This window comes from Streptomyces sp. NBC_01089, from assembly GCF_045162975.1.
Lineage (GTDB): Bacteria > Actinomycetota > Actinomycetes > Streptomycetales > Streptomycetaceae > Streptomyces.
In genome coordinates this window covers 7,688,222-7,712,717 of sequence record NZ_CP108660.1, presented here as the reverse complement: position 1 = coordinate 7,712,717, position 24,496 = coordinate 7,688,222, and the positions used below count along the sequence as shown (strand labels likewise).

Below are 24,496 nucleotides of genomic sequence, written 5' to 3'. Positions count from 1 at the left end.
CTCATGCCCCGTTCCGCCAAGGCTGCGCTCGCGCACAAGAGCCGGCCGAACCCGCTCGACGCCGCCGGAATCACGTATATCGACTACAAGGACACCGACCTGCTACGGAAGTTCATCTCCGATCGGGGCAAGATCCGCAGCCGCCGTGTCACCAGGGTCAGCCGACAGCAGCAGCGCCAGATCGCCACGGCCATCAAGAACGCCCGGGAGATGGCCCTGCTCCCCTACTCCAGCCGCTGAAGCACCACTCGACGGCCTCACCCGGTTCGACACCACACCATGGTCACCACCGCCCCGATCCCCCTTTCGCTTCTGTCCTGGAGGACCCCCATGCCCATGTCCCCGTCCCCCCGACTCGCGCTGATCACCCTCACCGGCGCCTCACTGGCCCTCCTGGCCGGCTGCGGCACCTCGTCGTCCGATTCCGGTAACGACGGCAGCACAGCGCAGGCTGCCACGTCCGCCTCGAAGGTCAAGGTGGTCGCCTCCACCAACGTCTACGGCGACATCACCGAGCAGATAGGTGGCGACAAGGTCAACGTCACGTCGATCATCAGCAACCCCGACCAGGACCCGCACTCCTTCGAGGCCAACACTCAGAACCAGCTGGCCCTTTCCAAGGCGAAGGTCGTCATCGAGAACGGCGGCGGCTATGACGACTTCATCGACCGCATGCTCAAGAGCAGCAACAACTCCTCCGTCGAGTTGATCAACGCCGTGCAGGTCTCCGGCAAGACCGCCCCGGAGGGCGGTGAGCTCAACGAGCACGTCTGGTACGACTTCCCCGCCGTTTCCAAGATCGTCGACCGGATCGCCGCCGCTCTCGGCAAGGCCGACCCCTCGGACGCCGCCACCTTCTCCAGGAACGCCGGGACCTTCAAGGACAAGCTCGCCGGGCTGGAAGCAAAAGAAGCGGACATCAAGAAGGCACACAGCGGCGACGGCATCGGCATCACCGAGCCCGTGCCGCTGTACCTGACCGAGGCGAGCGGGCTGGTGAACAAGACCCCTGACGCATTCAGCGAGGCCATCGAGGAAGGCGACGACGTCTCCCCCAAGGTCCTGCAGGAGACCCTGAAGCTGTACAGCGCCAAGCAGGTCAAGGCGCTCGTCTACAACGCGCAGACCTCCGGGCCACAGACCGAAAAGGTCAAGGACGCGGCCAAGGCAGGGGACATCCCCGTCGTCCCCGTCACCGAAACCCTGCCCAAGGGCAAGGACTATCTCGGCTGGATGACGGCCAACGTCGACGCGCTCGCAGCCGCGTTGGGCAAGTGAGCGGGCACGACATGGCCTCCGTCCCCCAGGCCCGCCGGGCCGGCACCGATCACCGGGGCAACGGCTCCGCCCCGGTGATCGGCCTGCGGGGCGCTGCCCTGTCCTACGGCGAGCGCACGGTGTGGCAGGACCTCACTCTCGACGTACGGCCGGGCGAGTTCCTGGCCGTGCTCGGGCCGAACGGCTCGGGCAAGAGCAGCCTGGTGCGGGCCCTGCTTGGCCGGGAGCCCCTGTCCGCCGGAAGTCTGACCGTCCTGGGCCGGTCCCCGCGCGAAGCCGCCCGGCGCATCGGCTACATCCCCCAGCAGGCGGAACTGTCCGCCCAGGCGCTCCTGCGCGCCCGCGACCTGGTCCGCTTCGGCATCGACGGGCACCGGTTCGGGCCAGGTCTGCGCCGGGCCGCCGTCCGCCGCGAGGTGAACGAAGCGCTGGAGGCGGTGGGAGCCGCCGCCTACGCCGACGTACCCCTCGGCATGCTGTCCGGCGGCGAACGCCAACGCGTACGCATAGGCCAGGCGTTGGCCACCGACCCCCAGATCCTGCTCTGCGACGAACCGCTGACCTCGCTCGACCTGCACCATCAGCGGGCCATTACCCAACTGATCGACGCCCGACGCCGCTCCCACGACACCGCGGTCGTATTTGTCACCCACGAGATCAATCCCATGCTCGACCTCGTGGACCGCGTCCTCTACCTGGCACCGGGCGGCCACCGCGTCGGAACGCCGGACGAGGTGCTCACCTCCGAGTCGCTGTCCCAGCTGTACCGGACGCAGGTCGATGTCGTGCGGGTGCGCGGCCGCGTCGTGGTCGTCGGCACACCCGACGATCCGGCAGCCCCGCCCCACCACGCCGACACCCACACCCACACCCACACCCACACCAGGAAAGGAGTACGTCCATGACGTTCGCCGACGGGATCTGGCAGCAGATCTTCAGCTTCGACCATTACGGCGAGCTTCTCGCCCTGGTGCGCAACTCCCTCATCGCCGGCGCGGCGCTCGGCCTGATCGGCGGTCTGGCCGGGATCTTCGTCATCATGCGCGACCTGCCCTTCGCGGTCCACGGCATCAGCGAGCTGTCCTTCGCCGGCGCCTCGGCCGCACTTCTCCTGGGCACGAACATCGTCGCGGGCTCCATCGTGGGCTCACTGCTCGCGGCCGGCGTGATCGCCCTCCTCGGGACACGGGCACGCGACCGCAACTCGGCCATCGGCATCCTCATGCCATTCGGCCTGGGTCTCGGCGTGCTCTTCCTGGCCCTCTACAAGGGCCGGGCGGCGAACAAGTTCGGTCTCCTGACCGGCCAGATCGTCGCCGTGGACACCCCGCAGACGGCCTGGCTCCTCGGAACCTCAGCAGTGGTCCTCACCGCGCTGGTGGTGATGTGGCGTCCGCTGACGTTCGCCGGCGCCGACCCGGACGTGGCCGCCGCGCGAGGAGTGCCGGTACGTGGACTCTCGTTCGCCTTCATGATCGTGCTCGGGCTCGCCGTAGCCCTCTCCGTGCAGGTCGTGGGCGCCCTGCTGGTCCTCACGCTGGTCGTCACCCCCGCCGCGGCCGCGGCCCGTGTCACCTCATCGCCGGTCCTGCTCCCCCTGCTCAGCGTGGTATTCGCGGTGGCCTCGATCGAGGGCGGCATCCTGCTGGCCCTGGGCAGCTCCATCCCCATCAGCCCCTACGTCACCACCATCTCGTTCGGCATCTACGTGACGTGCCGATTCGTCGGCGCCCACCATGCCCGGCGGTGGGGCAGCCGAACAGCAGCTCCACAGCCCGCCTGAGAGAGAGTCAGTGCGCTCACCCCCCGCCTGGGCGGTGCATCTCGATTTCGGTCATGGCTCCGTGACCATCCCGCGAGGGCACCGACGGCACCGGGGACAGCTGTTTCGTGCGACTCATGTCCGAAACACATGTCTGTGAGGCGTGACCTTCAGGGGTGACCGTTCGATACTGAACCCCCAGTCGGCATTCGGTCAGCGTCCGCCCCGTCGGAACCCGCCGCACACCGCCGGGGACGCGATGATCAACAACTGTCCGAATGCAGCTCGACCTGCCGAGACTCAGGTCAGCGCCCGAAGTGCCAGCCCCACCCGGAGGTACATATGAACATGCTGATCAATGTCCCGGAGACCGTGGTCGCGGACGCCCTGCGCGGGATGGCGGCCGCCCACCCGGAGCTGTCCGTCGATGTCGAGAACCGCGTGATCGTACGGCGTGACGCGCCCGTGGCCGGAAAGGTCGCCCTGGTGTCGGGCGGCGGGTCGGGGCACGAGCCGCTGCACGGCGGGTTCGTCGGGCGCGGGATGCTCTCCGCCGCCTGTCCCGGTGAGGTGTTCACTTCACCGGTGCCCGATCAGATGGTGCGGGCCGCGGCGGCCGTCGACAGCGGCGAGGGCGTGCTGTTCGTCGTGAAGAACTACACAGGCGACGTGCTCAACTTCGACATGGCGGCCGAGCTCGCGGAGGACGAAGGCGTACGGGTCGCGAAGGTGCTGGTCAACGACGACGTGGCAGTGAGCGACAGCACGTTCACCGCCGGCCGGCGCGGCACCGGGGCCACTCTGTTCGTGGAGAAGCTGGCGGGGGCCGCGGCCGACGAGGGTGCCCCGCTGGAGCGGGTCGAGGCCGTCGCCCGGCAGGTGTGCGGGAGCGCGCGGTCCTTCGGGGTCGCGCTGTCCGCCTGCAGTACGCCGGCCAAGGGCGGCCCCACCTTCGACCTTCCGGCCGGGCAGCTGGAGTTGGGGGTCGGGATCCATGGCGAGCCGGGGCGTGAGCGGCGCGCGATGATGACCTCGCGGGAGATCGCGGACTACGCGGTGGACGCCGTCCTGGAGGACCTGAGGCCGGACCTTCCGGTCATCGCGCTGGTGAACGGCGCCGGGGCGACTCCCCTGCTGGAGCTGTACGGCTTCAATGCGGAGGTGCACCGCGTACTGGCCGAGCGTGGCGTGCCCGTCGCCCGTACGCTCGTGGGGAACTATGTGACCTCACTCGACATGGCAGGCTGCTCGGTGACGCTCTGCCAGGTGGACGAGGAGCTGCTGCGGTTGTGGGACGCGCCGGTGAACACCGCCGCGCTGCGCTGGGGCTGCTGACCGTCCCGTGCACCGAATCACCAAGGAGGACCTGTGCTCGACGCTGAATTCTTCCGCCGCTGGATGGCCGGGGCGGCCGCAGCCGTGGACAGGGAGGCGGACCGGCTGACCGAACTGGACTCGGCCATCGGCGACGCCGACCACGGCAGCAATCTGCGGCGCGGCTTCGCCGCCGTGCAGGACACGCTGGAGAAGGAGGCCCCGCAGACGCCGGGCGCGGTGCTCACGCTGGCCGGGCGGCAGCTGATCTCGACCGTCGGCGGGGCGTCGGGACCGCTGTACGGGACGTTGTTGCGCCGTACCGGGAAGGCGCTCGGCGACAGCCCGTCCGTCGACCGGGAACAGCTGGCCGCGGCGCTGAAGGCCGGGACCGAGGCGGTGAGCCGGCTGGGCGGAGCGGCCGCGGGCGACAAGACGATGCTGGACGCGCTGCTGCCGGCCGCCGACGCGCTCGGTGAGTCCTTCGAAGCGGCGGCCCGGGCCGCGGACGCCGGTGCGGTGGCGACCGTACCGCTGCGGGCGCGCAAGGGCCGGGCGAGCTATCTCGGTGAGCGCAGCATCGGTCACCAGGATCCGGGAGCGACATCGTCGGCCTTGCTGTTCAGCGCCCTTGCGGAGGCCGCCGGATGAGCGCGCTGGTGGGGATCGTCCTGGTGTCCCACAGTGCGCCGGTCGCGGCGGCTGTGGCCGAGCTGGCCACCGGGCTGGCGGGCGGGGCGACGACGGCGCCGGTCGCCGCCGCGGGCGGAACACCGGACGGCGGGCTCGGGACCAGCTCGGAACTGATCTCGGAGGCGGCCGCCGCGGTGGACAGGGGCGCGGGTGTGGCGGTGCTCGTCGATCTCGGCAGCGCGGTGCTGACCGTGAAGGCGCTGCTGGCCGAGGGGGACGAACTCCCGGACGGCACACGCCTGGTGGACGCCCCGTTCCTGGAGGGCGCGGTGGCCGCCATGGTCACCGCTTCGGCGGGTGGCGACCTCGACGCGGTGGAGGCCGCGGCCGTGGAGGCGTACGACTACCGGAAGGCGTGAGCGCGTCCGGTCGTTCGTTGACTTCGCCTCGCGGGCCGATCCGGTGTGGGACGCCCGGGATCCTGGGGTCGTCCCCGTCTGCGCCGGCCGGGCGGGCGGGCGGGCGGGCGGCGGCGCATCGGCGGGCGGGCAGGGGCGCATCGGCAGGACAGGGCCGCCCGTGGAGCGGCCCGTACCTGACCTGCTCCGCACACAGAACTGCCGGCGCCTCCCGCAGGGGCGCCGGCAGTCGTGGAAGATCAGTTCTGGCCGCTGCGACGCTTGCGCGCGGCGAACATGATGCCGCCACCGGCGAGAATGACCACGGCAGCCGCACCCGCGATGAGCGGCGTGGAGCTGGACGAACCGGTCTCGGCCAGGTCCGACGGCGCAGTGGCGCTCGGCGACGGCACGGGAGCCGCGGCCGCCGGGCTGCTGGGTGCGGAGCTCGGAGCCTTGCTCGGGGCGGGGGCCGCGGAACTGGGGGCCTCCGTCGGGGTCTGCGTGACCGGCGGCGCCGAGGGCGGCGGCGTGGCACAGACGGGGGCCGTCTTCGTGTCGTCCTTCGAGAACTGGTCCCCGTCACCGGCCTTCACGACCAGGTGCACGGTGAGCGGCTTGGTGTGCTCACCCAGCGGCAGCGTCTTGCTGATCGACGAGCCGAACTTCTCCGTGGGAAGAATGTCCTTCCCGTCCACGCTGACGGTCACGGTGTTGGTGACGCCGGCGTTGTACGCCGTCAGGTCAAGGGTGACCTCGGAGCACGAAACGCTCCACGTCGGAGTGTGTGCCTGAGCCGGGACAGCACACAGTCCGACGCCGACCACGCTCGCCGCTGCGGCTATGAAGGCCCCCCGGAGCCGCCACGATCTATTGGAAACGGTCACAAAATCCTCCACACTTGCTGCGCCGCCCGTTTGGCGGTGCGCGCGCAGGGTACCGCCCCGGTGCCACCGCTCGCACAGGCGCCCCGTACTTCACTCCGGTGACCAACCGTCGGCCATGATCGCCCAGTTGGTGCCCGGCGTCCGGGCCTCTGCCGCTCCGGTGATTTCCGGGCCGGTCCGGTGGCGTGGCCGGACGGGCCGTCATACCCCTCCCGTACAGATTCTGTTTAATTCCCGAACACACAACACGGACACATCTCCCTTTTCATTTCCATGCGTTCAGGCATGAATTCACCTTTACCCGGAGTGGTACATACCAAGACCTTGACAGCAGGTTGGTTCACTTCTTAAATCTCGAAGTGAACCGCGCACCCCCCACCCCGGTCGCCGCACCTTCTGGGCGACCCCGTTGCGCATGTCTGTCATATCCATGTCATACATGCCCATTCAGTGCACCTGATCCGTGCACCGGAAGGGAGAGCCATGGCCTCCTCACGTCTGACCCGGCGGCTCCTCGTCGCCGCCGCGTCCGCCCTGCTGATCGCCCCCGTCGTCGCGTCCACCGCGAACGCAGACTCATCCGCCGGCCGCCCCGCGGCGAAGGCGGCCGGCGGGACCTTCTCCGACACCTTCGACGGGCCGGCCGGATCCGCCGTCGACGGCAGCAAGTGGCAGACGGAGACCGGCGACAACGTCGACAACCACGAACGCGAGTACTACACACCCGGCAGTGACAACGCGGCGCTCGACGGCCAGGGCCATCTGGTCATCACGGCGCGCAAGGAGAACCCGGGCAACTACCAGTGCTGGTACGGCTCGTGCCAGTACACGTCGGCGCGGCTGAACACCTCGGGCAAGTTCTCGGCCGCGTACGGCCATGTCGAGGCCCGGATGAAGATCCCGAAGGGACAGGGCATGTGGCCCGCCTTCTGGATGCTGGGCGACGACATCGGACAGGTCGGCTGGCCCAACTCCGGTGAGATCGACGTCATGGAGAACGTCGGCTTCGAACCGTCGACCGTGCACGGCACCATCCACGGCCCCGGCTACTCGGGCGCGGCGGGCATCGGGGCGCCCTACTCGCTCCCCGGCGGCCAGGCGTTCTCCGACGACTTCCACACGTTCGCCGTCGACTGGGCGCCCGACTCCATCAAGTGGTCCGTGGACGGGAACGTCTACCAGACCCGTACGCCCGCCGATGTGGGCGGAAACCAGTGGGTGTTCAACAAGCCCTTCTTCCTGATCCTCAACCTGGCCGTCGGCGGTGACTGGCCCGGCGACCCGGACGGCAACACCACCTTCCCGCAGCAACTGGTCGTCGACGACGTGCAGGTCACCACCAGCAACACCGCCGCGCCCGCCGCCGGGCCGGCCAAGTAACAGGCGAAACGCCACAGGGGCGGACCCGCGACCGCGCGGTTCCGCCCCGACCGGCCCGCGGCCCCGCAGCCGACGGGCGCAGCCCCCAGCCCCTCAGCCCGTCGGCTGAGGCGGGTCAGCCGTCTCCCCCGCCGACCGTCCGCTCTCGCACCAGGCCACCGCCTCCGCACGCGAGGCGAACCTCCGCCACGGCGTCAGCCGCGCTCCGGCCGGTGCGTGCGGATCGACCACGACGGCCACCCGGTGCCCCTCTCCTTCGAGCCGGGTCAGCGCGGAGGCCACGACCGACGCACCCGACGGTTCGATGCTGGTGACGTCCAGCAGGTCGAGCACCACCCAGCCGCCGGACTCCGGGACCACTTCCGACAGACCGTGCAGCAGCCGTTCGGCAGCGGTGAAGTCCAGCGCGCCCTGGGCGGCGACCAGGCCCGTCCGTGTCCCGTGGTCCGCCTCGGTGATGGTGGGGGCGGACAGCGTCGGATGGCGCATCAGATGGAGCCCGAACCGCTCGGACAGTTCCCGCAGGGCCTCGATCCCGCGCACCGGGGTGCCCGTGGCGTCGAGCGGCGGGCTGTGCACGGCGACCCCGAACCGGTCCGGGCTCACCGCGATCAGCCCGCCGGACACCCCGCTCTTCGCCGGCAGGCCGACCCGCAGCAGCCAGGCGCCGGACGCGTCGTACATCCCGCAGGACGCCATCACCGCGAGCACCTGGCAGGCGACGGTCTCGGACACCACCGTCTCGCCGGTGACCGGGTTGACGCCCCCGTTGGCCAGGGTCGCCGCCATCACCGCGAGATCACCGGTGGTGACCCGTACCGCGCACTGCCGGAAGTAGGTGTCCACGATCGAGGGCGGGCCCGGCAGCGCTCCGAGACTGCTCATCAGATACGCCAGGGCGCGGTTGCGGTCGCCGGTCTCCGCCTCCGACGCGTGCACGGTCTCGTCGACGTCCAGACGGCGGCCCGCGAAGCGGCTCAGACAGTCCAGGATGCGGTCGGACCGCTCCCCGTCGGTGGCTCCCGGCACCAGGGCCGTGGTGGCGATGGCCCCCGCGTTGATCATCGCGTTGTCCGGCCGCCCGGTGTCCGCCTCCAGGCTGATCGCGTTGAACCCCTCGCCGCTCGGCTCGGTCCCCACCCACCGGGTCACCTCGTCCAGACCGAGCAGCGAGAGGACGAGCGCGTAGACGAACGGCTTCGACACCGACTGGATGGTGAACGGCACATCCGCGTCGCCCGCCTCGTACCGGTGTCCGTACATGCTCACCAGCGAGAGGCCGAACGTGTCCGGATCGGCGAGCGCCAGCTGCGGGATGTAGTCGGCGATCGCGCCGTCCCGCAGCGCACCCAGCCGCTCGTGGAGCTCAGCCAGGGATTCCGTCACCACGTCGAGTACCGGGCCGTCCTTCGCCATGCGGCATGTTAATCACGGATCCCGGCGGGCCGCGTCCGGATGCAGCCGTGCGGCGGCTGATGGATCGTGAAGGGGCACCAGTACCAGAAAGGGAGTCATGGAAACCAACGCTCTGACGCCTGCGGTCCTGCAGAGCCTGCGCAAGAAGCAGCCCCACCCGGTGGTGTCCCTCAGCATGCCGACGCACCGGCGCGAGCCCGACAACGCCCAGGACGCGGTACGGCTGCGCAATCTCGTGACCGAGGCGGGCCGCCGGATCGACGCCTGCACCGAGGACGGCGGTCCGCTGCCGCGGGAGGTGCGGGCCGGACTGCATGCCCAGCTCGACCGGGCGCACGCGGCCGTCGACCTGCGGTACTCCCTGGACGGCCTGGTGATCCTCGCGAGTGCCGACGAGTACCAGACCTGGGAGCTGCCCAGGGAGGTGCCGGAGCGCGTGGTGATCAGCGACAGCTATCTGACCAGGAACCTCGTCGCCGCACGGGCCCGGGCGACCCCCTACTGGGTGCTCGTCGTCGCCGCGAACCGCGCCACCCTCTGGCACGGCACCCAGGCGACGGTGCGCGAGCACACCGGCAACAGCTTCCCGGTCACCCCGGACGAGCTGCAGACCGATGTGGAGCGGAAGGAACGCATCGGCGACGTGGCCAGCACCTTCCAGGACGAGGAGACCAGGCGGTTCTTCCGTGACGTGGACAGCGCGCTCGCCACGGTCCTCGCCGCGACGCCCCGGCCGCTCTACGTGGTGGGGCTCGCGCCCGCGCTGAGTCTCCTGGAGGACGTGGGGACCGCCACCCGGCACGCGGCGGGCAAGGTCGTCACCGGCGGCCTGGTGAACGGGCCTGCGCCCGAGCTGCACAAGGAGCTGGAGCCGAGCCTGCGCGAGTCCCGGGAGCGTACGGCGGAACGGACCGCGGAACGGCTCGACGCGGCGCGCGGCAGGCGTACCTTCGCCGCGGGCCTCGACGAGGTGTGGGAGTCGGTACGGGAGGGGCGGGTCGCCCTGGTGGCGGTCGAGGAGAACTTCCAGCGGACCGTACGGGTGAAGGAGGGCCATCTGATCCCGGTCGACCCCCAGGAGAGCCGGCCCCCGGCCGACGGGGAGACCGTGCGCGAGGACATCGTCGACGAACTCGTGGAGCTGGCGCTCGACACCGGCGCCGAGGTCGTCTTCGTCCGCGACGGCACGCTCGCCGACCACGACCGCATCGCGGCCGATCTGCGTTACTGACCGGCCCGGTCCGCGCTGCCGACCGGCCGATCCGGGATACCGGCCTGCCCGTCCCGGATACCGGCCCGCACATCCAGGACACCGGCCCGCCCGTCCAGGACACCGGCCCGCACATCCAGGACACCGGCCCGCCCATCCAGGACACCGGCCCGTCCATCCGGGAACCCGACCTGCCCGGCCAGGACACCGGCCGGCCGATCCGCGTCAGCGATCGCCTGGCCCGCGGCCCTCGGCCGTGGGGTCGGCGACGGTGTGCACAGCGGCCTCCTCCGCGGAGGCCGCACCGCCGTCGACGCCCACGTCCTCCGCCAGCATGTCCTTCTCCGCCTCCTCGTGCGCCCCTTCGTCCGGCGCCACAAGCCGCCCGGACCTGCCGTCGCCGACCTCGTCGTCCAGCACCTCCCCGTCGCTGTCGGACGCGTCGCCGATGCCGTCGCCGCCCTGGGCGCGGAGCAGCGCCGGGTCGGGCCGCTCCTCGGCCAGGCGCTGGTCCAGCGTCTCGCCCTCCTGCTGCTCCTCCTGGGTGGTACCCGGGTGGTCGACGCCCAGCGGCCGTTCCGGCGGGGACCAGCCCTCGTCGTACGGATCGGATGCACGGCCGTTCAGGGTGTCCTCGCGGTCGAGAATGCCCGAGTCGTCGGTGACTTCGCTGCCGTCCGGCTGGTAGACGTCGTCACCCCTGGCGTCGTCCGCTCCCATCGCCACGGTGTGCTCCTTCGTCCGTCCGTCGGTCCGTCCGTTGCTGTCTCCGGGCCGCTCGCCCGTCGGGACCGCTCGCACTTCCAGCGTGCTCGCATATCCGTGCCACGACAACGCCGCAGGTCCCGGACGGCCCAGCGGGAGCCACCGGCCTCCCGGCAGGCACCGGCCGTGGCGGTCGGGCGGCGCCGTGCAGGAGGTGTGGTACGGTGCGATAAGCACTTGTGTACGCCCCTCACTGGGCGCCGGTGCCAGTTACCGCATTTATCGCGTATCGCGTTCTCTTTGCTGCTGCGCCTTTCTTCTCATGATCGGCGATCCGGCTCACAAGCACCACCTCTCCCGGCCGCGGGCTCTTCCGCCCGTCGTACGGGGCGTGACGACACCGCCCCCGCCGGGTCCCTCATCGGCATGCCGCGAGACGGCCTGCCCGCGAAAGGATTCGCCATGACCACCACACTCGAACGCCCTCCCGTCAGGGAGGACCTCTCCGTCGCCGCATCCGGTGTCCTCGATGTCACCGGCCGGGGGCACGGCTTCCTGCGCACGTATGCCGGGCCGGGCTCACGTCCGTCGCCCGACGACGTCCAGGTGACCACCGCTCAGATTCGCCAATTCGGCCTTCGCGCGGGCGACTTCGTCGAAGGAACCTGTGCGCGGCCCGGCTCCCCCGCTCGGGTCGACCGGGTCAACGGCCGCCCGCCCGAGGCCCTTCGGGGCCGCCGGCACTTCCGTGACCTGACGCCGCTGCACCCGCGTGAGCGGCTGCGGCTGGAAACGGCGGGCGGCGGCGCGGCCACCCGCCTCGTCGACCTGATCGCCCCGATCGGCAAGGGGCAGCGCGGCCTGATCGTCGCGCCGCCCAGGACCGGCAAGACCGTACTGCTCCAGCAGCTCGCGGCCGCCGTCGCGCAGAACCATCCGGAGTGCCATCTGATGGTGGTGCTGCTCGACGAACGCCCCGAGGAGGTCACCGACATGCGCCGCTCCGTACGGGGCGACGTACTCGCGTCGACCTTCGACAGGCCCGCGAAGGAGCACATCGCCCTCGCCGACCTGGCCGTGGAGCGCGCCAAGCGCCTGGTCGAGCAGGGCGAGGACGTCGTCATCCTGCTCGACTCGCTGACCCGGCTCTGCCGGGCGCACAACAACGCGGCCGCGTCGGGCGGCCGGACCCTGTCGGGCGGTGTCGACGCCGCGGCGGTGCAGGGTCCCAAGCGGCTCTTCGGCGCCGCGCGCCTCGCCGAGGAGGGCGGCTCACTGACCATCCTCGCGACCGCGCTCGTCGACACCGGGTCCCGCGCCGACGACTACTTCTTCGAGGAGCTCAAGAGCACGGGCAACATGGAGCTCCGGCTGGACCGCGCACTGGCCGACAGGCGCGTCTTCCCCGCTGTGGACATCACACCTTCGGGCACCCGGCACGAGGAACTGCTCCTCGGTGAAGCCGAGTTGACCGCCGTACGGGGGCTGCGCCGGGCGCTGCGCTCCAGGGACGGGCAGACGACGCTCGAAGCGCTGCTGGACAAGCTCCGGCACACTCCCGACAACGCCGCCTTCCTGCGCCAGATCCACCGCACGGTCCCCGGCGCCTGACCTCCCGGCGCCGCGGAGCCGTGCCGCGGGGCGTCAGCCGGCCAGCGCGGCCGAGACCACCGCCTTCGCCTCCTCCTGGACCTGCCCGAGATGGCCGGCCCCCAGGAAGGACTCCGCGTAGATCTTGTAGACGTCCTCGGTGCCCGACGGCCGGGCCGCGAACCAGGCGTTCTCCGTGGCCACCTTGATGCCGCCGATGGGCGCGCCGTTGCCGGGCGCCTCGGTGAGCACCGAGGTGACCCGCTCGCCCGCCAGGGTGTCGGCGCTGATCTGCTCGGGCGAGAGCCTGGCGAGTACCGCCTTCTCCGCGCGGTCGGCGGGGGCGTCGATCCGGGCGTAGGCGGGCGCGCCGAACCGCTCGGTGAGCGCCGTGTAATGCTCGGACGGGGTCTTCCCGGTGACCGCGAGGATCTCGGAGGCGAGCAGGGCCAGGATGATGCCGTCCTTGTCGGTGGTCCACACCGACCCGTCGCGGCGCAGGAACGAGGCGCCCGCCGACTCCTCGCCGCCGAAGCCCAGCGAGCCGTCCATCAGCCCGTCCACGAACCACTTGAAGCCGACCGGCACTTCGACCAGTTCGCGGCCGAGGTCGGCCGCCACCCGGTCGATCATCCCGGACGAGACCAGGGTCTTGCCGATGCCCGCGCCCGCGGGCCACTGCTCCCGGTGCTGGTACAGGTACGAGATCGCGGTGGCCAGGTAGTGGTTGGGGTTCATCAGCCCGGCGTCGGGGGTGACGATGCCGTGCCGGTCGGCGTCGGCGTCGTTGCCGGTGGCGATCCGGTACTCGCCGCACCGCTCGATCAGCGACGCCATCGCGTACGGCGACGAGCAGTCCATCCGGATCTTCCCGTCCCAGTCCAGGGTCATGAACCGCCAGGTCGGGTCGGCGAGCGGGTTGACCACGGTCAGGTCGATGCGGTGCTGCTCGGCGATCCGGCCCCAGTACGCGACGGACGCGCCGCCCAGCGGGTCGGCGCCGATCCGCAGACCCGCGGCGCGCACCGCGTCCAGGTCGAGCACGGCGGGCAGGTCGCTCACATACGTACCGAGGAAGTCGTAGCGCCCCGTCGTGTCGGCGGCCAGCGCGCGCGTGTACGGCAGCCGCTGTACGTCCTTGAGTCCGGCGGCGATGATCTCGTTCGCGCGGTCCTGGATCCAGCCGGTGGCATCGGATCCGGCCGGGCCGCCGCTCGGCGGGTTGTACTTGAAGCCGCCGTCGGCGGGCGGGTTGTGCGAGGGCGTGACCACCACACCGTCGGCGAGGCCGGAGGTCCGGCCGCGGTTGTACGTGAGGATGGCGTGCGAGACGGCCGGGGTCGGGGTGTACCCGTCGGCCGAGTCGATGAGCAGGGTCACCCCGTTGGCCGCGAACACCTCGACGGCGGTCACCCTGGCCGGCTCGGAGAGCGCATGGGTGTCGGCGCCGATGAAGAGCGGGCCGCTGGTCCCCTGCCGGGTGCGGTATTCGCAGATCGCCTGGCTGGTGGCGGCGATGTGGTCCTCGTTGAACGCGGTGGCGAAGGACGAGCCGCGGTGCCCCGATGTCCCGAACGCCACGCGCTGGGCGGGCTCGTCCGGGTCCGGGTGGAGCGCATAGTACGAGGTCACGAGCCGGGCGACATCGGTGAGGTCCTCCGGTCGCGCCGGCTGCCCCGCTCGTTCGTGCGCCATGTGTCCACTCCTCCGTATCGGCTGTCACGCTCAGTTTGTCAGCTCATCCTCCCGGGTCTGTGACGTGTTCGGCGGATGCCCCGCCGTGCGGCGGGCGCGTTCACCCGGCTCCTGCCTGGTCAACGCGCCCGCCTTCCGAACCGGTTGGCCGGTTCAGGGGGCACTCATCGTGATCCGGCGGCCGGATTTCCTTGGCGGGCCGGCGCCTGCGCGCTGCCGCCGCCGGTGAAGGGGGCGAAGGTGTGGCTGAAGTACCAGGTGTCCTGCGCGATGCCGGAGCAGGTGTCCGAGCCGCCCGTTCCCGGGCAGCCTCCGTTGTCGCGCTGCAGCGCCCAGAAGGAGAGGGTGCTGAGCCCCTTGCTGGTGGCCCAGTCGTAGACCGAGGCCGCGTCGGCCGTGGTGAAGGTCTCGGCGGCCCCGAAGTCGTCGATGCCCGGCATCTCGATGACGCCGATCATCCCCCAGAGCTGCGCCTCGGACTTCGACGGGTACAGCGAGGCGAGCTGCTTCTCCAGACCGGTGGTCGCGGTCTTGGTGTCGTCCGCCATGTTGTGGGTGGCGTTGTCGTAGTAGTCGAACGTCATGAGGTTGACGACGTCGATCTTGGCGCCGTAGGTGTTCGCGCTCTTCAGTACCGCGAGCCCGCTGCTCGCGAGCCCGCCCGTGGTGGTGGGCAGGGTGTAGGAGAACTGCACCGAGCGGCCGTTGGCGGCCGCCCAGTCCTGCACCTTCTTGATCGCCTGGTTACGGCGGTCGATACCCGCCTTGTTGGTCAGGGAGTTGTCCTCGATGTCCATGTCGAGACGGGAGACGTCATAGGTCGTGATGACCTTTTCGTACGCCGCCGCGATGGAGTCCACATCGGTGCAGCTGTCGGCGATCTCGGTACCGCCGTCGTCCGCCGCGTACCCGCCGAAGGACGGGATCACGTCGCCGCCGCGCGAGCGCATCGTCGTGATGTCCGCCCCGTAGACGGAGGAGGACACCGGCTGACCGCTGTCGCCGTTCCAGTAGGGCGTGCAGGAACCCTGCGCTTCGGTCTGGAGGAATGCCATGGTCAGGTACTTGGCGCCGGACTGCTGCGAGAGGTCCGCGAGGCTGTCGCCGTTGTACGCCTCGAAGTACGGGGCGAAGACATGCGCGGGCAGGGGTGTCGCGGCCGCGTGCGCCGCGCCGCCACCGGCCAGGACCATCCCGGCCGTGGCCGCGGCGGTCGCCAGGGTGGCCAGCAGGGCGCGTACGGATGTCTTACGTCTCATGGGGGCTCCCAGTGGTGAGACAACAGGCGGATCGGGCCCCATGATTGGTCTGGACCAAGAGCGCGTCAAGGGTCCAGACCACTTCGTTCCCGAGTGTTTGCCCGCCACTCCCCTTGCCAGGCAGTCGAATTGACGGCCCATCAGTCCATTTGTGACGCCTCGCCCGCCCGCCAGGTCACCCCCGCCGGGCGACGACGAGGCGCCAGTGCGGGCTGCCGTCCGGCCTGCGGCCGAACTCCTCCAGCGGCAGCAGCTCCACCGAGAACCCCGCCCGGGTCAGATCGTCCCGCACGGCGCCCAGCGGGAACGTCCGGTAGTACATGACGAACCGCGGCCGCCACAGCAGATTGCGCACCCGCATCGCCGAGTCGAAGCCGAGCAGGGTCCAGTAGAGCGGGTCACGGAAGGACTGCGGCGCCCCGACGGGGAACGCGAAGACTCCGCCGGGCCGCAGCGCCCGGTGGACCCCGGCGAACAGGCCGGGGCGTTCGGCGGGCAAGAAGTGGCCGAAAGCGCCGAAGCTCACGGCCAGATCGAAGGCGCCGCTGAACGGCAGATCCCGGGCGTCGGCGCGCACCCAATCGGCCGCGGGCGATCCCGTACCCGTCTCCGCCGAACGGGCGGCGGCCAGCATCCCGGCGCTGAAGTCCACCCCGGTGACCCGCTCCGTGCAGAGGGGGCGCAGCGCCCGGACCCCCGCTCCCGTTCCGCAGCAGACGTCGAGGCCCGCCCCGAACGGGCCGAGCGGACGCAGAGCGCCGCCGACCGCGTCCAGGACGCGGTCGGGCGTACGGAACGGCGTGCGGTCGAACTTCGGCGCCAGCAGGTCGTAGCCGTGCTCGACCGAAGAGAGCGCCTGCACGGTCAGCTCCCGCAAGGTCGGACCCTGAGGGGCGAACGGCCGGCGCAGGCCGGTGAGCGCGGCCGCGGCGCGGGAGGACAGCGTCGGGGCGCCGCGCTCCGCGGGCTCTTCGGCGAGTGAGGACATGGGCCGTGCCACCTTTCAGAGGGTTCAGATTACGCGGGCGGCGGCCCGGGGGGTCCGGCCCGCGCCGTCCTCGTGCCTTGTGCCGTCCCGAACGGGGTGGTTCAGTGGTTACGGAAGATATGAATCGGGGTTCAGACCATGGCGTACCGACCGACGGCCCGTACGGAGGCGACCAGGACCGCTCATCGCGAGCGCCTGCTGGAGGCCGCCCGCAGCCTGCTGGCCGAGGGGGGATACGCCGCCGCGGGTGTCGCCGCGCTCGCGGCGCGTGCGGGTGTCTCCACCGGCATCGTGTACAACCACTTCGCGTCCAAGCAGGAGCTGCTGGCCGCGGTCTTCCGGCACACCGCCGGTCATGAACTCGCCGCCGTACAGGCCGCGGTACGGGCCGAGCAGGACACCGCGGCCCGGCTCAGGGCGCTGGTCGAGGTCTTCTCGTACCGTGCGCTGAAGTCACCGCGGACCGCCTGGGCGCTGCTCGCCGAGCGGGTGGATCCGCTGGTGGAGGCGGAGCGCCGCACCTATCGCGGCGGTTACCACACGCTGGCCGGGGAGATCATCGCGGCCGGGGTCGCCGCGGGCGAGCTGCCCGCGCAGGACCCCGGCCTCTCCGCCGCCGCGGTGATCGGTGCGATCGGCGAGGCGCTGCTCGGCCCGCTCTCGCCGGTCGGCGACCAGCACGAACCGGGGCCCGTGGTCGCCGCGATCACCGCCCTGTGTCTGCGGGCCGTCGGCGCGCCGGACAGCGGCCCTGCCCCGCCCCCGCCGGCCGCCGACGCGCCGGGCACCGCCCCCGGCAGGCTCCCGCCCGGCCGCACCAGGGCCGGCACGCCCCCGCGCCGATCCGGCCGTACCACCGGCAACCACCCGCCAGCAGACAGGATTCAGCCATGACGGAGCACCCCTCCCCCGCCGGTCTCCCGGACGCGCCCGCGCCGCGGCTCACCCATGAGGTCGTCAACCAGGTGCCGCCCCGTGTCGGTATCGACGAGTACGCCGCCAACGCCCCGCTGACCGCGGCCGTCCAGGAGTTCGGCGCGGGCCACCACGCATCCGAGCTGCACGGGATCGGCGCTCTCGTCGGCTCGGGCGAGTTCCAGGAGTGGGCCGAGCTGGCCCACACCAGCCCGCCCGCGCTGCGGACCCACGACCGCTACGGCAACCGGGTCGACGAGATCGACTTCCACCCGGCGTACCACGAGGTGATCGGCGCCTCGGTACGGCACGGCACCCATACCGCGGCCTGGGCCGACCCCAAACCGGGTGCCGCGGTGGCGCGGGCGGCCTCCTTCATGCTCTTCGCCCAGATCGAACCGGGCCACGCCTGCCCGATGTCCATGTCGCACGCGGTGGTGCCGGTGCTGCAGCGCGACCCGGACGTGGGCCGTGACTGGCTGCCCGGTCTGTTCAGCCGCACCTACGACCCGCGGCTGATCGCGCCCGGCCGCAAGGCGGGGCTCACCTTCGGTATGGGGATGACGGAGAAGCAGGGCGGCTCCGACGTACGGTCCAACACCACCCGGGCCGTCCCGCTGCCGTCGGACCCGGACGGCCGCGCCCATCTGCTCACCGGCCACAAGTGGTTCTTCTCGGCCCCGCAGTCCGACGCGTTCCTGGTCCTGGCGCAGGCCGAGGCCGGGCTCACCTGCTTCCTGGTGCCCCGGGTGCTGCCGGACGGCACCCGTAACTCCGTCCGTATCCAGCGCCTCAAGAACAAACTGGGCAACAAGTCCAACGCGTCGTCCGAGGTCGAGTTCGACGCCACCTGGGCCCAGCGGGTCGGCGAGCCCGGCCGCGGGGTGCCGACCATCATCGAGATGGTGAACCACACCCGGCTCGACTGTGTGCTGGGCTCCACGGCCGGGATGCGGCAGTCGCTGTCCGAGGCGGTGTGGCACGCCACGTACCGCACCGCGTTCGGCGCCCGGCTGGTGGAACAGCCCGCGATGACCGCCGTACTCGCCGATCTGGCCCTGGAGACGGAGGCGGCCACCTGGACGTCGCTGCGGCTGGCAGCGGCGTACGAGGAGGACAGCGGGGAGTCCGAGGTGTCGTTCCGGCGGCTGGCCACGGCCGTGTCCAAGTACTGGATCTGCAAGCGCGGTCCGCACCACGCCTATGAGGCGCTGGAGTGCCTGGGCGGCAACGGGTACACGGAGGACTGGCCACTGGCGCGCCGCTACCGCGAGCAGCCCGTCATGGCCGTGTGGGAGGGGTCGGGCAATGTGATCGCGCTCGACGTCCTGCGCGGGATCGCCAGGACGCCACGCTCCCTCGACGCGTTCTGGGACGAGCTGGCGAAGACCGCGGGCGCACATCCGGTCCTCGACGCGCATACCGAGCGGCTGCGCCGGGAGCTGGCCGCTGATCTGCGTGACCCGGTCGCCGCGCAGACCCGCGCACGGGCCACGGTCGAGGGGATGGCGCTGGCGCTGCAGTCGTCACTGATGCTGCGGTACGCACCGGACGCGTCGGCCGGCGCGTTCATCGGCGCCCGGCTCGGCGAGGACCGCGGACACCAGTACGGCATCCTCCCGCGCGGCACGGACGCCGCGGCGATCGTGGCACGCCACTCGGGCCCGGCGGGAGCACCCCTGAACTGACCTTGTTACGGAGAGAACTGACGCCTGATCACCCGGGCCGACTGTCCAGCAGACGCTGCCCGCTGCGCACCGCGGCGGTGGGCTCCCGTACGACGAGACGCGGCCGGATGAGCAGGGACCACCCGGCCGCGGGCGCCGCAGGCGGCTCGACCTGAGACCTTCCTGTCAGCTTGGCTCGACAACGCCCGGCTGTGGCGACCTCTGCGTCCCGGCGCCGCCCACATCCTGAACGCGGTCGACCGAGCGACCTGGCTCCGCCACGTCCGCGAGTTCCTCGCCTCTCTCCCCGCCACGTCGGCGTGAGCGCACCGCTCCGCACGGGTCGGGCCGGGTCGGTCGGCATGTTCCGGGCACGAGGACGGCGCCGAGTACGACCTGCCGCGCACCTTCGAGCCAGCACCGCAGTCGCGATTTTGCATGACTGGCATGCTTTCTTGCGCAGACTCATAGACTTTCTTCGGCCTCGCTTCTAGCCTTTCGGCGTCCGCAGAGCCCCCCACGAGCCGCAAGGACGTATGTCTGTGCCCCCTCCCCCAAGACGCCGCCTGCTCCGCCGCGGTATCTCCGTATCCCTCTCCATGGCACTCGCCCTGGCCGGAACGGCCGCCGCCGCGGTCATCTCCAGTGCCCCCGCCGCCTGGGCGGCGGGAGTGCCGGCCCCCTCACCCGTCGGCGTTTCCGGCCGGGGCGCCGACGTGCCCTTCAAGGAACAGGAGGCCGAGTACGCCGCCACCAACGGCACCCTCATCGGCCCCGACCGCCTCTACGGCCATCTGCCGTCGGAGGCGTCCGGACGTCAGGCGGTGACACTCGACGCGACCGGCGAGTACGTGGAGTTCACGCTCACCGCACCGGCGAACGCGATGTCCTTCCGGTACTCACTGCCCGACACACCGGACGGGGCCGGCCGGGACGCCTCCATCGATCTGAAGGTGGACGGCAACCAGCTCAAGAGCGTGCCGGTGACCTCCAAGTACAGCTGGTACTACGGGGGTTATCCCTTCAACAACAACCCCGGTGACACCAACCCGCACCACTTCTACGACGAGACCCGCACCATGTTCGGCTCGACGCTGCCGACCGGGACCAAGGTCCGCCTCCAGGTCGCGTCGACGGCGCAGTCGCCGACGTTCACCATCGACCTGGCCGACTTCGAGCAGGTAGCCGCGCCGATCCCCGAACCCGCTGGCGCGCTGGACGTGGTGAAGGACTTCGGCGCCGACCCGACCGGGGCCGCCGACTCGACCGCCGAGATCCAGGCGGCCGTCGACGCGGGCAAGACCCAGGGCAGGACGGTCTACATCCCGCAGGGCACCTTCCAGGTACGGGACCACATCGTGGTCGACAAGGTGACACTCGCCGGAGCGGGCCCCTGGTACAGCGTGCTGACCGGACGCGACCCGACCGACCGCAGCAAGGCCGTCGGCGTGTACGGGAAGTACGCGTCGGCCGGCGGCAGCAGCGACGTCACCCTCAAGGACTTCGCCATCATGGGCGATATCCGTGAGCGCGAGGACAACGACCAGGTCAACGCGGTCGGCGGCGCACTCTCCGACTCCACGGTCGACGACGTGTGGATGCAGCACACCAAGGTCGGCGCCTGGATGGACGGCCCGATGGACAACTTCACCATCAAGAACAGCCGCATCCTCGACCAGACCGCGGACGGCGTCAATTTCCATATGGGCGTCACCAACTCCACCGTCACCAACACCTTCGTACGCAACACCGGCGACGACGGCCTGGCCATGTGGGCGGAGAACATCCCGAACGTCAACAACAAGTTCACGTTCAACACCGTGGTCCTGCCGATCCTGGCGAACAACATCGTGACCTACGGCGGCAAGGACATCACCATCTCCGACAACGTGATGGCCGACACCATCACCAACGGCGGCGGCCTGCATATCGCCAATCGCTATCCGGGCGTCAACTCCGGCCAGGGAACGACCGTTTCGGGCACCACGACCGCCGCGCGCAACACCCTGATCCGGACCGGGAACAACGACTTCAACTGGCAGTTCGGCGTGGGCGCCATCTGGTTCAGCGGCCTCAACGAACCGGTGAACGGCGACATCGACATCACCGACAGCGAGATCCTCGACAGCTCGTACGCGGCGATCATGCTGATCGAGGGTGCGACGAACGGTCTGCACTTCGACCACGTGAGGATCGACGGCGCCGGGACGTACGCACTCCAGATCCAGGCGCCTGGCACCGCCTCGTTCACCGATGTCACCGCCACCCACATCGCGCAGCCGAACCCGATCCACAACTGCATCGGTTCCGGTTTCGAGATCACCCAGGGCACGGGGAACTCCGGCTGGTACGCGGACCCGCCGGTCTGCACCGGCACCTGGCCCGACCCGGTGTGGACCAACGGCGGCGTACCGCAGGGCAGCGGCACGAGCTGAGCACCGGCCGCACCGCACTCCCCGCGGCCGGCACACACCGGCTGATCTCCCGCTCCTCCGGCGCCCGCCGTGCGGCACACGCATGGCGGGCGTAGCCTCGTCGTGTACGTCTCACCGCCCTTGACCAGGCACATTCAGGAGGCGACGTTGACAGGACACCGCATGGCCAAGCCACTGGCAGCGGGCGCCGCAGCAGCCGTTCTGACGATCGCTGCGGGCGGCTCAGCCGTGGCGGACGGCGGGACAGGGTCGCTGTCGGCCCAGGAGATCGCCAAAAAGGCACATGACGCCCTCTACGGGACCTCATCGCTGCACATCAGTGTCCACGGGAGATTCGGCTCACGGGGCACCCCCACCTCGATGGACCTCACGCTCGACCGGCAGGCCAACTGCCGGGGCTCGGTGAGCCTGGGCGGCCAGGGCTCCGTCGAGATCATCAAGAGGGGCGGCAAGGTCTGGATCAAGCCGGACGCGGCCTTCTGGAAGAACCAGGTGCCGGGAGGCAGCGCCGCCGAGGCCGTCATCAACGGGCGCTATCTCGAAGGGTCGTCGAGCGACTCCCCGCTGCAGGGCCTCTCGAAAGTCTGCGATCTGGACTCGTTCCTCAAGACGAGTACGGAGTCGGGCACTTCGGGCGGCCGGCTGACCAAGGGCAAGGTGACCAAGCTCCACGGGATCGAGGTGGTCCCGGTCAGCGGGGTACGCGGCGGCCAGCGGGAGACCCTGTACGTGGCGACGCACGGCAAGCCCTATCCCGTCCAGGTCACGGTGAAGGCGAAGGACGGAACCACCCTGGCGACCGTGGGGTTCTCCGGCTTCGACAAACCCGTGCCGTCGAGCACACCGTCGCCCGACCAGGCGGTGAACATCTCGAAGCTCAAGACCCAGGTCGGCCCGGCGGCCTCCACCTGAGAACGGCGGGGGGGGGCAGCGCGCCGGACAGCAGCGCCGGGGACCGGGCCACCACGGCCCGGTCCCCGGCGTCATGCCGTACGGCTCAGGCCGCGCCCCGCCCGGAGCGGCGGCGGACCGCAAGCGTCACACCCGCGCCGCCGACGACCACTGCCGCCAGCACACCGGCGGTCAGCAGACCCGGCCGGGAGCTTCCGCTGCCGGAGAGTTCCTCGATGGCGACGTGCTGCCGCTGCGGGTCGGTGATCCGCGCGGCGGCCGGCGCCACCGGCCTGATGGGGCCGGCCGACTTGACGGAGCCGTCCTTGTTCAGCAGGACCTGCTTGCCGTTGGGGTGGCGGAAGTCGAGCATCCCGGCCAGCGATCCGGCCCGGGTGTCGAAGGAGTGGTCCCCGATGCGGCCGGTGTGCCAGTTCTCCTCGACGAACTTGATGATGGAGGTCTGCTCGGTCCGGGTGTGGTCGATCTTGTTGACCTTGCCGTACGGGGAGATGACCATCAGCGGCTGCCGGGCGCCGGGACCGCACCGGTCGGCATAGCCGCCCGCGGCCTTCGGGCCCTTCTGGCACGCCGGTGAGTCCACCGTCTTGCCGTTCGTCTGCTTGCTGGTGTCCTGCGAGCCGTTGCGCGGCTTGGCGTACACGTGGTCGTACCAGCCGTCCGAGTCGTCGTAGGCGAGGACGACCGCCGTGTCCTTCCACTGCGGGGACTGCTGGATCTTGTTGATCTGACCGATCAGGAAGTCCTGCTCATCGGTGGGGTCGGAGTATCCGGCGTGCCCGTCCTGGTAGGAGGGGGCCTTGAGGAAGCTCACCGACGGCAGATGGCCCGACGTGAGGGCCGCGTCGAAGTCCGTCAGGTCGTAGTTGTGGTTGGCCTGCCCCGCGTGACCGATCTCGGCGACCGACTTCGGCGCCACGTGGTGCGGGTTGGCCGTCGACGCGTAGTACTGGAAGGGATCGTGGTGCGGGCTGTAGTCCACGACCTGCTCGCCGCCGACGTTCGCGTGTGTGGTGCCGCCGCACTTGGCGAGGTGGTCCGACGTGCCGTCCCACGGGGTGCTCGGCCGGAAGCCGCCCTGGAACCAGCCCCAGCTGACGTTCTTCTCGTTCAGCCGGTCACCGATGTTCTTGCCGCCCAGCATGGCGAGGGAGGACTTGCTGGTGTGGTCGTTGCCGGAACAGTCGTCGTAGGCCGGGTCCGGGTCGGTGATCATGGTGCCGACGCCGTGCGCGTCCGGCGACGCCACCGCCGCCGGGTCGGGCTTGTCGGTCCGCTCGGGGTGCTCGGTGGAGGAGGCGGGGTCGGTGGAGACCACACCGTGCGTCTGGCCCGAGACCAGCTCGATGGCGCCCGGGGTCGACGGCCCGTAGGCGGAGCCGAAGGAGTTGTCGTTGAGGGCGTAGTGCTGGGCGTAGTTCCACATCGCGGTGACGGTGTTGCCGTCGAAGTAGTCCATGCCCAGGCCGGGTTCACCGAAGAGGTTGCCCGAGCACTTGCCCGAGTCGGTGTTCTCCACGAACTTGTCGGCCTTGCCGCCGTTGTACGCGTACTGCTCCGGACCGTACGAGTGGTTCTGGTCGCAGGTCATGGCCTGGTCGGGGGTGAGCCGCTTGGGCAGGTACTGGTTGGGGTTCTTGTCGAGCAGCCCGGCGGTACGGAGATTGTCGATGTCGTGGGGCGTGCGCGGGGAGGGCGTGAACTTCGTGCCGTCGGTGTTCGCGGCCTGCGGGTACGTCGCGAAGTAGTGGTCGAAGGAGATGTTCTCGTCGAAGAGCACCACCAGGTGTTTGATGGGGGTCGCCGTCGCACTCCCGTGGTGCGCTGTGGCGGGCCCCGTCGCCCAGACGGGTGCGGCGCCGCCGAGTACGGTCAGCGCGGCGGCACCGGCCAGCGCTCCCCAACGGCGCGCGCCTGCTCCTCTGCCCTTGCTCCCCATGCGGATCCGCCTTCCACTTCTGCCTGGTGCACCCTGTCATGCACGTCTCAACATCCTGACACGATGCATCACGATGACACGGGAGTGAACACCTGGCATCCGGTGGGAAAACA

General features: G+C 70.6%; 19 protein-coding genes and 2 pseudogenes. 14 read left to right on the top strand and 7 right to left on the bottom strand.

Annotated features, from left to right (window positions below):
• Nucleotides 1–3 precede the first annotated feature (3 nt).
• The 7 genes from rpsR (at nucleotide 4) to OG510_RS34690 (ending at nucleotide 5,406) form a co-directional block, all read left to right on the top strand.
• The gene (rpsR, locus tag OG510_RS34720; protein WP_406141988.1) at nucleotides 4–240 is read left to right on the top strand and encodes a 30S ribosomal protein S18; all 237 of its coding nucleotides are present in this window, start codon (nucleotides 4–6) and stop codon (nucleotides 238–240) included.
• Nucleotides 241–330: 90 nt separating this feature from the next.
• Nucleotides 331–1,278: a metal ABC transporter solute-binding protein, Zn/Mn family gene (locus tag OG510_RS34715; protein WP_406141987.1), complete on the top strand. Its 948-nt coding sequence runs from the start codon at nucleotides 331–333 to the stop codon at nucleotides 1,276–1,278.
• Nucleotides 1,279–1,289: 11 nt separating this feature from the next.
• Complete coding sequence (locus OG510_RS34710; RefSeq protein ID WP_406141986.1) at nucleotides 1,290–2,183, top strand: metal ABC transporter ATP-binding protein; 894 nt, start codon at nucleotides 1,290–1,292, stop codon at nucleotides 2,181–2,183.
• Nucleotides 2,180–3,061: a metal ABC transporter permease gene (locus OG510_RS34705; RefSeq protein ID WP_406141985.1), complete on the top strand. Its 882-nt coding sequence runs from the start codon at nucleotides 2,180–2,182 to the stop codon at nucleotides 3,059–3,061. The genes OG510_RS34710 and OG510_RS34705 overlap by 4 nt, the downstream gene beginning before the upstream one ends.
• Nucleotides 3,062–3,382: 321 nt before the next feature.
• Nucleotides 3,383–4,375: a dihydroxyacetone kinase subunit DhaK gene (dhaK, locus tag OG510_RS34700; RefSeq protein WP_406141984.1), complete on the top strand. Its 993-nt coding sequence runs from the start codon at nucleotides 3,383–3,385 to the stop codon at nucleotides 4,373–4,375.
• Between the two features lie 33 nt (nucleotides 4,376–4,408).
• A complete protein-coding gene (gene dhaL, locus OG510_RS34695; RefSeq protein WP_406141983.1) occupies nucleotides 4,409–5,005 on the top strand; it encodes a dihydroxyacetone kinase subunit DhaL in 597 nt (198 codons plus the stop codon).
• Nucleotides 5,002–5,406 carry a PTS-dependent dihydroxyacetone kinase phosphotransferase subunit DhaM gene (locus OG510_RS34690; RefSeq protein ID WP_406141982.1) on the top strand — a complete coding sequence of 135 codons (405 nt, stop codon included), beginning with the start codon at nucleotides 5,002–5,004 and terminating at the stop codon, nucleotides 5,404–5,406. Before dhaL ends, OG510_RS34690 begins: the two co-directional genes overlap by 4 nt.
• 239 nt (nucleotides 5,407–5,645) lie before the next feature.
• Here the strand turns inward: OG510_RS34690 and OG510_RS34685 are convergent, their stop codons facing one another.
• Nucleotides 5,646–6,272 carry an LAETG motif-containing sortase-dependent surface protein gene (locus tag OG510_RS34685; RefSeq protein ID WP_406141981.1) on the bottom strand — a complete coding sequence of 209 codons (627 nt, stop codon included), beginning with the start codon at nucleotides 6,270–6,272 and terminating at the stop codon, nucleotides 5,646–5,648.
• 483 nt (nucleotides 6,273–6,755) lie between these two features.
• Here OG510_RS34685 and OG510_RS34680 point away from each other — a divergent pair.
• Nucleotides 6,756–7,640: pseudogene (locus OG510_RS34680) on the top strand (family 16 glycosylhydrolase); the annotation flags it as partial.
• Between the two features lie 105 nt (nucleotides 7,641–7,745).
• Here OG510_RS34680 and glsA read toward each other — a convergent pair.
• Nucleotides 7,746–9,068 (bottom strand): glutaminase A, encoded by a 1,323-nt coding sequence (gene glsA / locus OG510_RS34675; RefSeq protein ID WP_406141980.1) that lies wholly within the window; start codon nucleotides 9,066–9,068, stop codon nucleotides 7,746–7,748.
• A 97-nt stretch (nucleotides 9,069–9,165) separates the two neighbouring features.
• On the opposite strand from glsA, the gene OG510_RS34670 reads away from it, so the two are divergent.
• Nucleotides 9,166–10,299, top strand: a complete 1,134-nt coding sequence (locus OG510_RS34670; protein ID WP_406141979.1) for a chemotaxis protein — start codon at nucleotides 9,166–9,168, stop codon at nucleotides 10,297–10,299.
• Nucleotides 10,300–10,503: 204 nt separating this feature from the next.
• Here the strand turns inward: OG510_RS34670 and OG510_RS34665 are convergent, their stop codons facing one another.
• Nucleotides 10,504–10,998: a DUF5709 domain-containing protein gene (locus tag OG510_RS34665; protein WP_406142706.1), complete on the bottom strand. Its 495-nt coding sequence runs from the start codon at nucleotides 10,996–10,998 to the stop codon at nucleotides 10,504–10,506.
• Between the two features lie 447 nt (nucleotides 10,999–11,445).
• Between OG510_RS34665 and rho the strand changes: the two genes are divergently transcribed.
• On the top strand, nucleotides 11,446–12,594 hold the full coding sequence (gene rho / locus OG510_RS34660) for a transcription termination factor Rho (RefSeq protein ID WP_406141978.1): 1,149 nt from the start codon (nucleotides 11,446–11,448) through the stop codon (nucleotides 12,592–12,594).
• 33 nt (nucleotides 12,595–12,627) lie between these two features.
• On the opposite strand, the gene pgm is transcribed toward rho, so the two are convergent.
• From pgm to OG510_RS34645, 3 genes and pseudogenes are all read right to left on the bottom strand, one after another.
• On the bottom strand, nucleotides 12,628–14,268 hold the full coding sequence (gene pgm / locus OG510_RS34655) for a phosphoglucomutase (alpha-D-glucose-1,6-bisphosphate-dependent) (protein ID WP_406141977.1): 1,641 nt from the start codon (nucleotides 14,266–14,268) through the stop codon (nucleotides 12,628–12,630).
• Between the two features lie 212 nt (nucleotides 14,269–14,480).
• Nucleotides 14,481–15,527, bottom strand: a pseudogene (locus OG510_RS34650) (chitinase); the annotation flags it as partial.
• Between the two features lie 175 nt (nucleotides 15,528–15,702).
• Entirely contained in the window at nucleotides 15,703–16,515 is an 813-nt protein-coding gene (locus OG510_RS34645) for a class I SAM-dependent methyltransferase (protein ID WP_406141976.1), read from the bottom strand.
• Between the two features lie 138 nt (nucleotides 16,516–16,653).
• On the opposite strand from OG510_RS34645, the gene OG510_RS34640 reads away from it, so the two are divergent.
• From OG510_RS34640 to OG510_RS34625, 4 genes are all read left to right on the top strand, one after another.
• The gene (locus tag OG510_RS34640) at nucleotides 16,654–17,409 is read left to right on the top strand and encodes a TetR/AcrR family transcriptional regulator (protein WP_406141975.1); all 756 of its coding nucleotides are present in this window, start codon (nucleotides 16,654–16,656) and stop codon (nucleotides 17,407–17,409) included.
• The gene (locus tag OG510_RS34635) at nucleotides 17,406–19,118 is read left to right on the top strand and encodes an acyl-CoA dehydrogenase family protein (RefSeq protein WP_406141974.1); all 1,713 of its coding nucleotides are present in this window, start codon (nucleotides 17,406–17,408) and stop codon (nucleotides 19,116–19,118) included. The genes OG510_RS34640 and OG510_RS34635 overlap by 4 nt, the downstream gene beginning before the upstream one ends.
• Before the next feature lie 521 nt (nucleotides 19,119–19,639).
• Entirely contained in the window at nucleotides 19,640–21,532 is a 1,893-nt protein-coding gene (locus OG510_RS34630) for a glycosyl hydrolase family 28-related protein (protein WP_406141973.1), read from the top strand.
• 162 nt (nucleotides 21,533–21,694) lie between these two features.
• The gene (locus tag OG510_RS34625) at nucleotides 21,695–22,444 is read left to right on the top strand and encodes a hypothetical protein (protein WP_406141972.1); all 750 of its coding nucleotides are present in this window, start codon (nucleotides 21,695–21,697) and stop codon (nucleotides 22,442–22,444) included.
• Between the two features lie 85 nt (nucleotides 22,445–22,529).
• On the opposite strand, the gene OG510_RS34620 is transcribed toward OG510_RS34625, so the two are convergent.
• Nucleotides 22,530–24,383, bottom strand: a complete 1,854-nt coding sequence (locus tag OG510_RS34620; RefSeq protein ID WP_406141971.1) for a phospholipase C — start codon at nucleotides 24,381–24,383, stop codon at nucleotides 22,530–22,532.
• Nucleotides 24,384–24,496 lie beyond the last annotated feature (113 nt).